At 74.1% G+C, this 16078-nt stretch carries 1 protein-coding gene; it reads left to right on the forward strand.

The window, feature by feature from the left end:
- Positions 1 to 41 precede the first annotated feature (41 nt).
- Positions 42 to 16070: an SDR family NAD(P)-dependent oxidoreductase gene (locus ACGFMK_RS25610; protein ID WP_392767958.1), complete on the forward strand. Its 16029-nt coding sequence runs from the start codon at positions 42 to 44 to the stop codon at positions 16068 to 16070.
- Positions 16071 to 16078: the final 8 nt, after the last annotated feature.

A 16078-nucleotide genomic window follows, 5' to 3' on the forward strand; every position in this document is an offset into this window, starting at 1 on the left:
GGGCACGAACCGTCCACTGGGGAATGAGGGGCAGGCCTGACATGGCGACCGAAGAAAAACTGGTGACCTACCTCAAGAAGGTCACCGCGGATCTGCACGAGACCCGGCAGCGCCTGGCCGCCGCCGAGTCGTCCGACACCGAGCCGATCGCGGTCGTGGCGATGAGCTGCCGGTACGCCGGCGGCGCCGACACGCCCGAGGCGTTGTGGCAGCTCGCCGTCGACGAGATCGACGCGATCACGCCGTTCCCCGCCGACCGCGGCTGGGACCTCGACGCGATCTACGACGAGGACCCCGACCACCAGGGCACGAGCTACGTCCGCGAAGGCGGTTTCCTGGACCGCGCCACCGAGTTCGACCCGGCCTTCTTCGGGATCAGCCCGCGTGAGGCGCTGGCGATGGACCCGCAGCAGCGGCTGCTGCTGGAGACGTCGTGGGAGGTCCTCGAGCGGGCCGGGATCGACCCGAAGTCGTTGCGCGGCAGCAAGACCGGTGTGTTCGCGGGCACCAACATGCAGGACTACGCCACGCTGCTGCTGCTCGCCCGCGACGGCATGGAGGGGCACCTCGGCACCGGCAACGCGGCCAGCGTCGTCTCCGGCCGGATCGCCTACACCCTCGGGCTCGAGGGGCCGGCGGTCACGGTGGACACCGCCTGCTCGTCCGGTCTCGTTTCGCTGCACCTGGCCGTGCAGGCCCTGCGCAACGGCGAGTGCGGCCTGGCGATGGCGAGCGGTGTCGCGGTGATGTCGACGCCGGGTGCGTTCGTCGAGTTTTCGCGCCAGCGTGGCTTGGCCGTCGACGGCCGCTGCAAGGCGTTCGCCGAAGCCGCCGACGGCACCAACTGGGGTGAAGGCGTCGGTGTCCTGCTGCTGGAACGCCTCTCCGACGCCCAGCGCAACGGGCACCCGGTGCTCGCGGTCGTCCGCGGCTCGGCCGTCAACTCCGACGGCGCGTCCAACGGCCTGACCGCCCCCAACGGCCCCGCGCAGCAGCGGGTGATCCGGCAGGCCGTGACGTCCGCCGGGCTCGCGCTGTCCGATGTGGACGCCGTCGAGGCGCACGGCACCGGCACCGCGCTGGGCGACCCCATCGAGGCGCAGGCGCTGCTGGCCACCTACGGTCGGAACCGGCCCGCGGGACGGCCGCTGTGGCTCGGCTCGCTCAAGGCGAACATCGGGCACACGCAGTCCGCGTCGGGCATCGCCGGCGTGATCAAGATGGTGCAGGCGATGCAGCACGGCCTGCTGCCGAAGACGCTGCACGTCGACGCACCGTCGTCCAAAGTGGACTGGACGGCCGGTGAGGTCGAGCTGCTCACCGAGGCACGGCCGTGGCCGGAGACCGGCGCGCCGCGCCGCGCGGCGGTCTCGTCGTTCGGGATGAGCGGGACGAACGCGCACGTCGTGCTGGAGCAGGCGCCTTTGTCCGAACCGGCCGCTGCCCGGCCGGCGGAAGAGCGCCGGCTGCGTCCGTGGGTGCTCTCCGCTCGCAGCGCCGCGGCTCTGCGCGACCTCGCCGGGTCGCTGCGTGGGCGGCTTGAGACCGACCTCCGCCTCGACGACCTCGGCCACTCGCTGGCCGCCACCCGGACCGCGCACGAGCACCGGGCGGTGCTCGTCGAGGCGGACCGCGCCGGGTTCGCCGGCGCGCTGGCCGCGCTCGCCTCGGACACCGAGCGGCCCGGGCAGGTTCGCGGCACGGTCTCCGACGGCAAGCTGGCCTTCCTGTTCACCGGCCAAGGCAGCCAGCGCGTCGGCGCGGGTGCGGAGCTGTACCGGACCCAGCCGGTGTACGCGGCCGCGTTCGACGAGGTCTGCGCCGCGCTGGACGTCCACCTCGACCGTCCACTGGCGACCGCCTTGGACGACGTCGAGCTGCTCGGCCGGACCGCGTACACGCAGCCCGCGCTGTTCGCCATCGAGGTCGCGCTCTTCCGTCTCGTCACCCACCTCGGGCTGCAGCCGCGGTTCCTGCTCGGGCACTCGGTCGGGGAGCTGGCGGCCGCGCACGTGGCCGGGGTGCTTTCCCTGGCCGATGCCGCTGAGCTGGTCGTCGCGCGTGGTCGCCTGATGCAGGCGTTGCCGTCCGGTGGGGCGATGGTGGCTTTGCAGGCGACCGAGGCGGAGGTTTCGGTATATCTGTCTGACCGTGTGACCATCGCTGCGGTGAACGGGCCGGCCGCGACGGTCATCTCCGGCGACGAGGCCGAAGTGCTGGCCGTGGCGGCGCACTTCGCTGACCTGGGCCGCAAGACTAAGCGGCTGGTTGTGAGCCACGCGTTCCACTCGCCGCTGATGGACCCGATGCTGGCCGAGTTCCGTGGTATAGCTGAGTCTCTGTCTTACGGTAAGACGGTTATACCGATAGTCTCGAACGTCACTGGTGAGCTGATCACCGAGTTCGACGCGGACTACTGGGTGCGGCATGTGCGCGAGGCCGTGCGCTTCGCCGACGGCATCCGCACCCTGCGCGCGAACGAGGTCGACACCTTCCTCGAGCTGGGGCCGGACGCCGTGCTGTCGGCCATGGGCGCCGACTGCGTCGCCGCAGCCGACGACGCTGCTGCTGGCCGGGCCGCTGGTGTCGCCGACGACAAGGCTGCTGCTGCTGCCACCGCCACCGCGACCGGCGCGACCGCGACCGGCGCGACCGCGACCGGCGCCACCGCGACCGCGACCGGTGCGCCCGCGACCGGCCCGACCGCGACCGGCGAGACCGCGACCGCGACTGGCGCGACCGCGACCGGCGTGACCGCCACTGCCGCTGACAGTTCGGCAGCGGGCACTACTGCCGACGCCGACGCCGCCGTCACCGGCGCCAGCGGCCTCGCCGATGTCCGGTTCAGCGCCGTGCTGCGGGCGGGCCGGCCGGAGGAGCGGACCCTGCTCACCGCGCTCGCCGAGGTCCACGTGCGCGGGCCGGTACCCGACTGGGCCGCGCTGCTCCCCGACGGCCGGCGCGTCGAGCTGCCAACCTACCCCTTCCAGCGGTCCGTCTACTGGCCCGAACTCGCCACCTCCGGCCCCGGCGACCTCACCTCCGCCGGGCTGAACGCCGTCGAGCACCCGCTGCTCGGTGCCGCCGTCGGGCTGGCCGACGGTGACGGTTTCCTGTTCACCGGCCGGCTTTCCCTGCGTTCACACCCGTGGCTGGCCGAGCACCGGGTGTCCGGTTCGGCCGTGCTGCCCGGTACCGCGTTCGTCGAGCTGGCCGTCCGCGCCGGGGACCAGGCCGGCTGTGACCACCTCGAAGAGCTGACCCTGCAGGCCCCGCTGGTGCTGCCCGAGACCGGCGGCGTCGCCGTCCAGCTCGCGCTCGGCGCGCCGGACCACGACGGGCGCCGCAGTCTGACCGTCCACTCGCGACTCGACGACGAGCCCTGGACGCTCCACGCCTCCGGCATCCTGGCTACCGCTGAAGTGTCCACTCAGGACGGACTCACCGAGTGGCCGCCGACCGACGCGGAGCCGGTCGACCTGACCGGTTTCTACGACCGGACCGCCGAGCGCGGGTTCGGCTACGGGCCGGTCTTCCGCGGCTTGAAGACGGCTTGGCGGCGCGGCGACGACGTGTTCGCCGAGGTCGCGCTGCCCGCCGGGGCGGACGCCGCGCCGTTCGGGCTGCACCCGGCGTTGCTGGACAGCGCCCTGCACGCCGTCGGGCTGGGACGTTTCCTCACCGAGACCGGTGGCGGCAGCCTGCCCTTCGCGTGGACTGGGGTCCGGTTGCACGCCACCGGTGCGTCCGCGCTGCGGGTCCGGCTGAGCCGGGCCGGGACCGACGCCATCGCGCTCACCCTGGCCGACGTCGAGGGGCGCCCGGTCGCTTCGATCGGGTCCCTGGTGCTGCGGCCGGTGTCGGCCGAGCAGATCACGGCCGCGCGGACCCGCGGTCACGACAGCCTGTTCCGCGTCGACTGGACCGCCGTCCCGGCCACTCCGGCGCGGCACGAGTACGTCCTCGCCGGCCCGGACGAGCTGGGTCTCGGTGGCGCCGTCGAGCTCGGTGACGACGTTCCCGAGGTGGTCGTCGCCGGGTTCGCCGGGGACGGCGCCGCGGAGCGGGCACTGGCCGTGCTCCAGGAGTTTCTGACCGACGCACGGTTCGACGAGTCCGCGCTGGTCGTCGCCACGCGGGGCGCGGTGCCGGTCGGCGAGGCGGGCGTGACCGATCTGGCCGCGGCGCCGGTCTGGGGCCTGGTGCGGTCCGCGCAGTCGGAGAACCCCGGCCGGTTCTTCCTGGTCGACCTGGACGCGGCCGCGGGGATCGGCGACCTGGTCGCGGCGGCCGCCACCGGTGAGCCGCAGACCGCCGTCCGCGACGGCGGCGTGCTCGCCCCGCGCCTGGCCCGGGTCACCCGCGACGACAACCCGGCGTCCGAATGGGACTCCGAAGGTACGGTCCTGATCACCGGAGGCACCGGCGCGCTGGGCAAGCTGTTCGCCCGGCACCTCGCCGAGCGTCACGGCGTCCGGCACCTGCTGCTGGTCAGCCGCCGCGGCGCCGACGCCGACGGCGCGGCCGAGCTGGCCGCCGAACTGGGGGACCGCGTCACCTTCGCCGCCTGCGACGTCGCGGACCGCGACGCCCTCGCCGCGGTACTGGCCGGCATCTCGGCCGCGCACCCCCTGACCGCGGTCGTGCACACCGCCGGCGTGCTCGACGACGGCGTCATCTCCGCGCTCACCCCGGAGCGGCTCGCGACCACGGCCCGCCCGAAAGCCGCCGCCGCGTTGAACCTGCACGAGCTGACCGCGGACGCCGACCTGCGCGCGTTCGTCCTGTTCTCGTCCGCGTCCGGCATCACCGGCAGCGCCGGGCAGGCCAACTACGCGGCCGCCAACACCTTCCTCGACGCCCTCGCCGCGCACCGGCGCGCCCAAGGCCTCGCCGCGACGTCGCTGGCCTGGGGCCTGTGGGCGGCGGGCGGCAGCATGGCCGCGTCGCTGGACGACGCCGACCGCGCCCGGATGAGCCGCGCCGGCGTGCTAGCGCTTTCCGCCGCGCAGGGCACCGAACTCTTTGATATCGCTCTGTCCACTGTGTCCAACTTGGACGCCTTATTCGTACCGATGCGGATCGATCCGGCCGCACTGCGGGCCGAGGCGGCCACCGGTGCGCTCGCGCCGATCATGCGCGGGCTGGCCGGCGTGCCCGTCCGCCGCGTGGTGGACACCGCCGCGGCCGCCTCGACGCTGGGCGCGCGGATCGCCGAGCTGTCCCCGGCCGACCGGGGAACCGCGCTGCTGGACCTGGTCCGGACGCAGGTCGCGCTGGCCCTCGGGCACGCCGACGCGGGCGAGATCGAGCCGGGCCGGGCGTTCAAGGACCTCGGGTTCGACTCGCTCACCGCCGTCGACCTGCGCAACCGGATCGCCGCCGCGACCGGCCTGCGGCTGCCCGCCACCCTCGTGTTCGACCACCCGAACCCGGCCAAGGTCGCCGGCTACCTCGGCACCGAACTGTCCGGCGGCCCGAGCCGCGCCCGTGTCGCGGTGACGACGTCCGGCAGCGACGAGCCGATCGCGATCGTCGCCATGAGCTGCCGCTACCCCGGCGGCATCGCCAGCCCGGAAGACCTGTGGCGGCTGGTGCTCGACGGCGGCGACGGCATCTCCCCGTTCCCCGCCGACCGCGGCTGGAACCTCGACGCGCTGCACGACGTCGACCCGGACTCTGCCGGCACGTCCTACGTCCGGGAAGGCGGTTTCCTGCACAACGCGGGCGAGTTCGACCCGGCGTTCTTCGGGATCAGCCCACGTGAGGCACTGGCCATGGACCCGCAGCAGCGGCTGCTGCTCGAGACGTCGTGGGAGGCGTTCGAGCGTGCCGGGATCCCGGCGGAGTCCGTGCGCGGCACGCGGACCGGCGTGTTCGCCGGCGTGATGTACCACGACTACGCCTCGCGGCTGCACACGATCCCGCCCGGCGTCGAGGGTTACCTCGGCACCGGCGGGTCGAGCAGCATCGCGTCCGGCCGCGTCGCCTACACCTTCGGGCTCGAGGGCCCGGCGGTCACTGTGGACACTGCTTGCTCGTCTTCGCTGGTCGCGCTGCACTGGGCGGCCAAGGCGCTGCGCTCGGGCGAGTGCGAGCTGGCGCTGGCCGGCGGCGTCACCGTGATGTCGACGCCGGGGGCGTTCGTCGAGTTCAGCAAGCAGCGCGGCCTCTCGTTCGACGGCCGGTGCAAGTCGTTCGCCGCCGCGGCGGACGGCACCGGCTGGTCCGAGGGCGCGGGCATGCTGCTGCTGGAGAAGCTTTCCGACGCGCGCCGCAACGGGCACCCGGTGCTCGCCGTGGTCCGCGGCTCGGCGCTGAATTCCGACGGCGCGTCCAACGGCCTCACCGCGCCGAGCGGGCCCGCGCAGCAGACCGTGATCCGGCAGGCGCTGGCCGAAGCGCGGCTCGCACCGTCCGATGTGGACGTCGTCGAGGCGCACGGCACGGGCACCACGCTGGGCGACCCGATCGAGGCGCAGGCGCTGCTGGCGACCTACGGCGCCGAGCGCGCCGGCGAGCCGCTGTGGCTCGGGTCGTTCAAGTCGAACGTCGGGCACACGCAGGCGGCGGCCGGTGTCGGCGGGATCATCAAGGTCGTCATGGCGATGCGCCACGGCATCCTGCCGCGCACGCTGCACGTCGACGAGCCGACCCCGCACGTCGACTGGGCGTCCGGCGCGGTGGAGCTGCTCACCGAGCAGCGGCCGTGGCCCGAGACGGGCCGGCCGCGGCGGGCGGCGGTGTCGTCGTTCGGGGTCAGCGGGACCAACGCGCACACGATCATCGAGCAGTACCCGGAGCCCGTCTCGGCTGCCGCTCCGGCGTTGATGCCGGTGGTGCCGTGGGTGCTTTCGGCCAAGACGCCGGAGGCGCTGCGCGGGCAGGCCGCGTCGCTTCTGGACTTCCTGTCGGGGGAGAACCCCGCCGACGTCGGGTTCTCGCTGGCGACCGGGCGGGTCCGCTTCGCGCTCCGCGCGGTCGTGACCGGCGCGGACGTCGTCGAGCTGCGCACCGGGCTGGAAGCCGTCGCGCGCGGCGAGTACGGCGCGGTGGCCGGTGGTGGGCTGGGGTTCCTGCTCACCGGGCAGGGCAGCCAGCGGGCCGGGATGGGCCGGGAGCTGTACGTGGCCTACCCGGTGTTCGCGGCCGCGTTCGACGAGATCGCCGCCGTCCTGGATCTCGACGGCGACGTCGACCAGACCCAGTACACGCAGGCGGCGCTGTTCGCGCTGGAGGTGGCGCTGTTCCGGCTGTACGAGTCGTGGGGCCTGCGGCCGGACGTGCTGGTCGGCCACTCGATCGGCGAGCTGGCCGCGGCGCACGTCGCGGGTGTGCTGTCGCTGGCTGATGCGGTGAAGCTGGTGTCGGCGCGGGGACGTCTGATGCAGGCGCTGCCGTCGGGTGGCGCGATGGTGGCTTTGCAGGCGACCGAGGCCGAGGTTTCGGTATATCTGTCTGACCGTGTGACCATTGCCGCGTTGAACGGCCCGTCGTCGACGGTCATCTCGGGGGACGAGGACGCGGTGCTGGCCGTGGCGGCACAGTTCGCGGATCGCAAGTCGAAGCGGCTGGTCGTGAGCCACGCGTTCCACTCGCCTCTCATGGACCCGATGCTGGCCGAGTTCCGCGGTATAGCTGAGTCTCTGTCTTACGGTAAGACGGTTATACCGATTGTCTCGAACGTGACTGGTGAGCTGATCACCGAGTTCGACGCGGACTACTGGGTGCGGCACGTGCGTGAGGCCGTGCGGTTCCTCGACGGCGTCCGCGCGGCGGCGGCCCGGGGCGTCACGACGTTCGTCGAGCTGGGTCCGGACGGGGTGTTGTCGGCGCTGGGTCAGGAGATCGTTCCTGACGCGACGTTCGTTCCGGCTCTGCGCAGGGGACGTCCTGAGGCGCACACCGCGGTGGGCGCGCTCGGCGTGGCCCACGCGACCGGCGCCCCGGTGGACTGGGCCGCGCTGTTCGACGGCGCCCGCCGTGTGGACCTGCCCACCTACGCCTTCGAGCGCAGCTGGTTCTGGCTGCACGCCCCGGTCAGCGCCGCCGATGTCGCGGCCGCCGGCTTGGTCGCCACCGGGCACCCGCTGCTCGGCGCGGCCGTCGAACTGGCCGAAGTGGACAGTGTGCTGTTCACCGGACGGCTGTCCGTGGCCGCCCAGCCGTGGCTGGCCGAGCACCAGGTGCACGGGGCGATCGTGCTGCCCGGCACCGCGCTGGTCGAGCTGGCCCTGCGCGCCGGCGCGGACCTGGGCTGCGCCCGGATCGACGAGCTGACCCTGCAGCAGCCGATCGTCCTGCCCGCCGACGGTGAGGTCACGGTGCAGCTGACCCTCGGCGCCGCGGTCGGCGACCGCCGGTCGCTGGCGGTGCACTCGCGCATCGGCGGCGAGCCGTGGGTCCGCAACGCGAGCGGCACCCTGACCGCCGAGTCGCTCGCTCCGGCGAGCGAGGTGGCGGTTCTGGGCCGCCGGTCGGCCGGATCCGACTCCGGACCGGCCAACACAGTGACCGGAGTGGCCAACTCGATGACCGGGCCGCCCAGCACGGTGACCGGCCCGGCCAACATGGCATCCGGACCGGCCAACACTGCAACCGGGCCGGCCGGCACGGCGACCGGAGCGACCAACTCGATGACCGGGCCGGCCAACACGGCGACCGGAACAGCCAACACGGTGACCGGGCCGGTCAGCACGGCGACCGAAGCGGTCAGCACGGCGACCGAAGCGGTCAGCACGGCGACCGGAGCGGCCAACTCGGTGACCGGACCGGCCAACACGGCGGCCGGATCGGCCAACACCGCGGAGTGGCCGCCTGCTGGAGCCGAGCCGGTCGACGTCACCGGGCTTTACGACGCGCTCTACGCCACCGGTCTCGGTTATGGCCCGGTGTTCCAGGGCCTGCGGGCCGCCTGGCGCCGTGGTGGTGAGGTGTTCGCCGAGATCGTGCTCGACGCCGACGTCGAGTCGTCGCGGTTCGGGGCGCACCCGGCTCTGCTCGACGCTGCTTTGCACGGCATCGGTCTTGGTGTGCTCAACGCCGATGGGGCCCGGCTGCCGTTCTCCTGGTCCGGGGTCTCGCTGCACGCCACCGGTGCGTCCGCGCTGCGGGTACGGCTGGCCGCGGCGGGCACCGACGCCGTCTCGATCGAGGCGACCGACCCTGCCGGGCAGCCGGTGTTCAGCGTGGACTCGCTGGTCCTGCGGCCGGTTCAGGCCGCGCAGCTCGCCGGGGACTCGCTGCCGCTGTACAAAGTGGACTGGACGGCGGTTGCCGCCGGAGGCGAGCCGGATCGGGCCGCCTACGCCGTGGTGACCGACCTTGCCGAGCTGACCGAGGTGACCCCGGCCGTCGTGGTCGAGGTGTCCGAAGTGGACAAGACCCTCAAGCTGGCCCAGGAATGGCTGGCCGACGAGCGGTTCGCGGAGTCCGCGCTGGTCGTGGTCACCCGCGGCGCGGTCGCCGCCGGGCCGGACGACCGGATCACCGATCTCCGCGCGGCCGCCTCGATCGGCCTGATCCGCACCGCCCAGACCGAGAACCCGGGCCGGTTCGCCCTGGTCGACGCCGGTGACGCCGACGTCGCACAGATCCTCGCGGCCGCCGGCAGCGGTGAGCCGCAGACGGCGATCCGCGACGGCAAGGTGCTCGCGCCGCGCTTGGCCGTGGAGACCACGGGCACGCCGGTGACGTTCCGGCCCGACGGGACCGTCCTCGTCACCGGTGGCACCGGCGCGCTCGGTTCGCTGTGCGCCCGGCACCTGGTCACCGCGCACGGCGTGCGGAACCTGCTGCTGGTGAGCCGCCGCGGCGCCGACACCGGGCTGGGTACCGAGCTACGGGAGCTGGGCGCCGAGGTGACGTTCGCGGCCTGCGACGTCGCCGACCGTGAGGCCCTTGAAGCATTGCTCGCCGAGCACCCGGTGACCGCCGTCGTGCACACCGCCGGTGTGCTCGACGACGGCGTGCTCGGTTCGCTGACCCCCGAGCGGCTCGCTGCGGTGCTGCGCCCGAAGGCGGACGCGGCGCTCAACCTGCACGAGCTGACCGAAGACCTCGACGCGTTCGTGCTGTTCTCCTCGGCCGCCGGGGTGTTCGGCGGCGCGGGACAGGCGGCCTACGCCGCGGCCAACAGCTACCTCGACGCCCTCGCGGCGCACCGCCGTGAGCTGGGCGAACCCGCGACGTCGCTGGCCTGGGGCCTGTGGGCCGAGACCGGCGGCATGGGCGGCACCCTCGACGAAGGTGACCTGCGCCGGACGGAGTCGTCCGGGGTCGCCGCACTGTCCACCGAGGACGGTCTGCGCCTGTTCGACGCCGGTCTGGGGGCCGAACAGTCCCAGCTGGTGCCCGTCCGGCTGGTGGTCGACGTCCTACGGGCGCAGGCCGCCGCGAGCGGGACGGTGCAGCCGCTGCTGCGCGGCCTCGTGCGGGCCCCCGCCCGTCGCGTCGCCGCGACCGCCGAGCCCGGTTCCCTCGCGGCGCGGCTGGCCACGGCCGAGGACCGCGACGCGCTGGTGCTCGACGTCGTCCGCGCGGAGGTCGCCGGCGTGCTCGGCCACACGACGCCGGACGCGATCGGCGCGCGCACCGCGTTCACCGAGCTCGGCTTCGACTCGCTGACCGCGATCGAGCTGCGCAACCGCCTCAACGCGGCCACCGGGTTGCGGTTGCCCGCGACGCTCGTCTTCGACTACCCGACCCCGGAGGTCCTGGCCGGCTTCCTCGCCGCCGAACTGCTCGGCACGCAAGCGCAGCACGAGGTCGTGGCCGCGGCGTCCCCTGTGGACGAACCGATCGCGATCGTCGCGATGGCCTGCCGGTACCCCGGCGGTGTCCGGTCGCCGGAGGAGCTGTGGCGCCTGGTCGAGACCGGCGGTGACGCCGTCTCGGAGTTCCCCGCCAACCGCGGCTGGGACCTCGCCTCGCTCTACGCCGAGGACCGCGGCCGGGCCGGCACGAGCTACACCCGCCACGGCGGGTTCCTGCACGACGCCGACCAGTTCGACCCGGGGTTCTTCGGGATCAGCCCGCGCGAGGCGCTGACCATGGATCCGCAGCAGCGGCTGCTGCTCGAGACGTCCTGGGAGGCGTTCGAGCGGGCCGGCATCAACCCGCACGCCGCCCGCGGCAGCCGCACCGGCGTGTTCGCCGGCGTGATGTACAACGACTATTCCGCGTTGCTGCACACCGTTCCCGAGGGCGCCGAGGGGTACCTGGGCACCGGGACGTCCGGCAGTGTCGCGTCCGGCCGGGTCGCCTACACCCTCGGGCTCGAAGGCCCGGCGGTCACCGTGGACACGGCGTGCTCGTCGTCGTTGGTGGCGCTGCACCTCGCGGCGCAGGCCCTGCGGCAGGGCGAGTGTGAGCTGGCCTTGGCCGGCGGGGTCGCGGTGATGTCGACCCCGGCCGCGTTCATCGACTTCAGCCGCCAGCAGGGCCTGGCCGAGGATGGCCGCTGCAAGGCGTTCGCCGCCGCGGCGGACGGCACCGGCTGGTCCGAAGGCGCCGGAATGCTACTGCTGGAAAGGCTTTCCGACGCCTGGCGCAACGGCCACCCGGTGCTCGCGGTCGTCCGCGGCACCGCGGTCAACTCCGACGGCGCGTCCAACGGCCTGACCGCGCCGAACGGGCCCTCGCAGCAACGGGTCATCCGCCAGGCGCTCGCCAACGCGCGGCTCGCACCGTCCGATGTGGACGCCGTCGAGGGCCACGGCACCGGTACGGTGCTCGGCGACCCGATCGAGGCGCAGGCCCTGCTCGCGACCTACGGCGCCGAGCGCGCCGGTGAGCCGCTGTGGCTGGGTTCGCTGAAGTCCAACATCGGGCACAGCCAGTCGGCGGCCGGCGTGGGCGGCGTGATCAAGATGGTCCAGGCCATCCGCCACGGTGTGCTGCCGAAGACGCTGCACGTCGACGAGCCGTCGCCGCACATCGACTGGTCGGCCGGCGCGGTCGAGCTGCTCACCGAGCAGCGGGCGTGGCCGGAGACCGGACGCCCGCGCCGCGCGGCGGTGTCGTCGTTCGGGTTCAGCGGCACCAACGCCCACACGATCATCGAGCAGGTCCCGGCCGCGGCGGAGCCGCCGGTCGCGGACACCACCGGGCCGCAGCCGTGGGTGCTCTCGGCCCGTGAGCCGCAGGCTCTGCGCGACCAGGCTCAGCGGCTGCGCGCCCACGTCGACGCCCACCCGGAGCTCGGCCTGGCCGAGATCGGCCGGGCCCTGGCGGACACGCGGGCGTCGTTCGACCACCGCGCCGCCGTCGTCGCCGACGACCGGGACGGCTTCCGCGCCGGGCTGGGAGTGCTGGCCCGCGGTGAGCACGCACCGTCCGTTGTGGACGGTGAGGTGACGACCGGCGGGCCGGCCGTGCTCTTCACCGGGCAGGGCAGCCAGCGGGCCGGGATGGGCCGCGAGCTGCACGAGACCTACCCGGTGTTCGCGGCCGCGCTGGACGCCGTGTGCGCGGAGTTCGACGGTCCACTGCGGACGGTCCTCTTCGAGGACGCGGAAGCGCTCGACCGCACCGAGTACACGCAGCCGGCGCTGTTTGCGCTGGAAGTCGCGCTGTACCGGCTGTTCGAGCACTGGGGGCTGCGGCCGGGTTATCTGCTCGGCCACTCGGTCGGTGAGATCGCGGCGGCCCACGTGGCCGGCGTGCTGTCGCTGGCGGACGCGGTGAAGCTGGTGTCGGCGCGGGGACGTCTGATGCAGGCGCTGCCGTCCGGCGGTGCGATGGTGGCTTTGCAGGCGACCGAAGACGAGGTCTCGGTATACCTGTCTGACCGTGTGACCATCGCGGCGCTCAATGGGCCGACGTCGACCGTCATCTCGGGCGACGAGGACGCGGTGCTGGCGGTGGCCGAGCACTTCGCGGACCGCAAGTCCAAGCGCCTGGTGGTGAGCCACGCCTTCCACTCGCCGCTGATGGACCCGATGCTGGCGGAGTTCCGCGGTATAGCGGAGTCTCTGTCTTACGGTAAGTCGGTTATACCGATAGTCTCGAACGTCACCGGCGAGCTGGTGACAGAGTTCAACGCGGAGTACTGGGTCACCCACGTCCGGGCGGCCGTCCGGTTCACCGATGGGGTGCGGGCGCTGGAAGCCGGCGGCGTCACGACGTTCCTCGAGCTGGGACCGGACGCCGTCCTGACGGCGCTGGCCCAGGAAAGCGCCACCGGCGCCTTCGTGAGCGCGCTGCGCTCGGGGCGGCCCGAGCCGCTCGCCGCGGTCACCGCGCTGGGCGCTCTCCAGGTGCGCGGCCACGTCACCCGGCCGTTCGGCCCGGCGACGACCCGGCCCGTCCCGCTGCCGACGTACGCCTTCCAGCGCCAGAGCTTCTGGCCGTCGGCGGGGGCGCCGCGGCCGGGGGACGCGAGTGCGTTCGGTCTCGCCCCGGGCGGCCACCCGCTGCTCGGCGCGACCGTTGCGCTGGCCGGGGGCGAGGGGCTCGTCGCGACCGGCGTGCTGTCGGTGCGGACCCACCCGTGGCTCGCCGACCACGCCGTCCAGGGCGTGATCCTCTTGCCGGGCACCGCCTTCGTCGAGCTCGCGCTGCGGGCCGGGGACCAGGCCGGCTGCCCGCGGATCGAGGAGCTGACGCTGGAGACGCCGCTGGTCCTGCCCGAGCAGGGCGGGGTCGCGGTGCAGGTCGGCGTCGGCGCGCCGGACGCCTCCGGGCGCCGCCCGGTGACCGTCCACTCGCGACCGGAGAACACCGGGGACCCCTGGACGCGGCACGCGGCCGGGACGCTCACGCCCGAGCCGGGACCGGCCGCCACGGACCTCACGTCCTGGCCGCCGGAGGCCGAGGAGGTGCCCCTCGACGGCTGGTACGAGGCACTGGCCGGCGCCGGATTCGGGTACGGCCCGGCGTTCCAGGGCCTGCGGGCCGCCTGGCGGCGCGACGGCGTGGTGTTCGCCGAAGTCGAGCTGACCGAGGAGGCCACCGGGTTCGGGCTGCACCCGGCGCTGCTCGACGCCGCGCTCCACGCGGTCGGGCTCGGCACGCTGGTCGAGGACACCGGCACCGGCCGGCTGCCGTTCTCCTTCACCGGCGTCGGCCTGCACGCCACCGGGGCCTCCCGGCTGCGCGTGCGGCTGAGCGGCGCGGGCCAGGACGCGGTCCGGCTGGACATCGCGGACGCCACCGGCGCCCCGGTCGCCACGGTCGACGCCCTGGTGCTCCGCCCGGCCGGGCGGCTCGCCCCGGCCCGCTCGGGTTCGCTGTTCCAGCTCGGCTGGTCCGGCGTCCCGCTGGCCGCGCAGCAGCCCGGCACCTGGGCGATCGCCGGCGAGGACCCGGCTCTGGCGGACGCCCTGGCTGCGGCCGGGGTGGAAGTCCGCAGCTACGAGGACTTCCTCTCCTTCACCGACGACGACACGGCGGCCCCGGACTTCCTGGTGCTGCCGTGCGAAGCGGGCCCGGCCGACGCCGGCGCGGTACGGCTGGCCGTGTTCCGCGCGCTGGCCCAGACCCAGGCCGCCTTGGCCGATGACCGGTTGCTGGACACGAAGGTCGTGTTCCGGACCCGGCACGCGGCCGGCCCGGACGTCGAGGATCTCGCGAACGCGGCGGTCTGGGGCCTGCTGCGGTCCGCGCAGTCGGAGTACCCGGACCGCCTGGTGCTGGTGGACGCCGACGACCAGGACGCGTCGCTGCGCGCCCTGCCCGCCGCGCTGGCCACCGGCGAGCCGCAGCTGATGCTCCGCCGAGGGGTGGCGAGCGCGCCGCGGCTCGGCCGCGCCGAGCCCGCCGTCGAAGGGCTCGCGTCCCTCGATCCGGCGGGAACGGTGCTGGTCACCGGGGCCACCGGCGCGCTGGGTGGGCTGTTCGCCCGGCACCTCGTCACCGCGTACGGCGTGCGGAACCTGCTGCTGGTCAGCCGCCGCGGCGTCGACACCGGGCTCGGTGACGAGCTGCGGGAGCTGGGCGCCGAGGTGACGTTCGCGGCCTGCGACGTCGCCGACCGCGACGCCGTGGTCGTGCTGCTGGCCGACCATCCGGTGTCCGCGGTCGTGCACACCGCCGGTGTCCTCGACGACTGCACGTTCGCCGGGCTCGACCCCGACCGCCTCGACGTCGTGCTGCGGCCGAAGGTCGACGCCGCGCTGAACCTGCACGAGCTGACCGGGGACGTCGACGCGTTCGTCCTGTTCTCCTCGGCGGCGGGCACGATGGGCAACGCCGGCCAGGCGAACTACGCGGCGGCAAACGCTTTCCTCGACGCGCTGGCCGTCCACCGGCGGGCCCAGGGCCGGCCGGCGACGTCGCTGGCCTGGGGCCTGTGGGCGACCGAGGGCGGTGGCATGGGCGCCGACGCCGACGTCAAGCGCATGTCCCGCGGTGGTGTGGCCGCGTTGACCGAGGACGAAGGCCTGGCGCTGTTCGACGCCGCGTTGGCGTCGGGGGAACCGGCGTTCGTGCCGATGCGGCTCGACACCGGGCTGGTCCAGGCGCGGGCGGCGACGCACGGGGTACCCGCGGTCCTGCGTGGCCTGGTCCGGACACCGGCGCGTCGCGCGGCGGCCGAGGCGGACCCGGCGGCCGCGGTGCTCGCCGCACTGTCCGAAGTGGACGGTACGGACCGGGTGGCGCTCCTGCTGGATCTGGTGCGCTCGCAGGCCGCGGCCGTGCTCGGGCACAGCGGGCCGGAGGCGATCGTCCCCGGCCGCGGGTTCCTCGAGCAGGGGTTCGACTCGCTGACCGCGCTGGAACTGCGCAACCGGATCGGCACCGCGACCGGCCTGCGCCTGCCCGCGACGCTGCTGTTCGACCACCCGAGCCCGGACGTCCTCGCCGCGCACCTGGCCGGGGAACTGGGGGCCGCCGACCCGGCGGGCCCGGCACCGGTGTTCGCCGAGCTGGGCCGTCTGGAGACGGCGCTCGGGGACGCCCTGTCCGGACTGGACGACGGCGACCGGGCCGGGCTCACCGCCCGGCTGCAGGCGCTGCTCGGCCGGTGCGCGCCGGCGGCGTCCGAAGTGGACGAATCGGTCTCGCGGCTCGGTTCGGCCAGCGACGACGAGATCTTCGACTTCATCGACAACCAACTCGGCATCTGAACGGGACA

Origin of the sequence: Amycolatopsis sp. NPDC049252, assembly GCF_043197175.1 — a bacterium.
GTDB lineage: Bacteria > Actinomycetota > Actinomycetes > Mycobacteriales > Pseudonocardiaceae > Amycolatopsis.

Bases quoted from the DNA above. Each gene is read 5' to 3' on its own strand.
- ACGFMK_RS25610 (WP_392767958.1), top strand. From the start codon at position 42: ATGGCGACCGAAGAAAAACTGGTGACCTACCTCAAGAAGGTCACCGCG.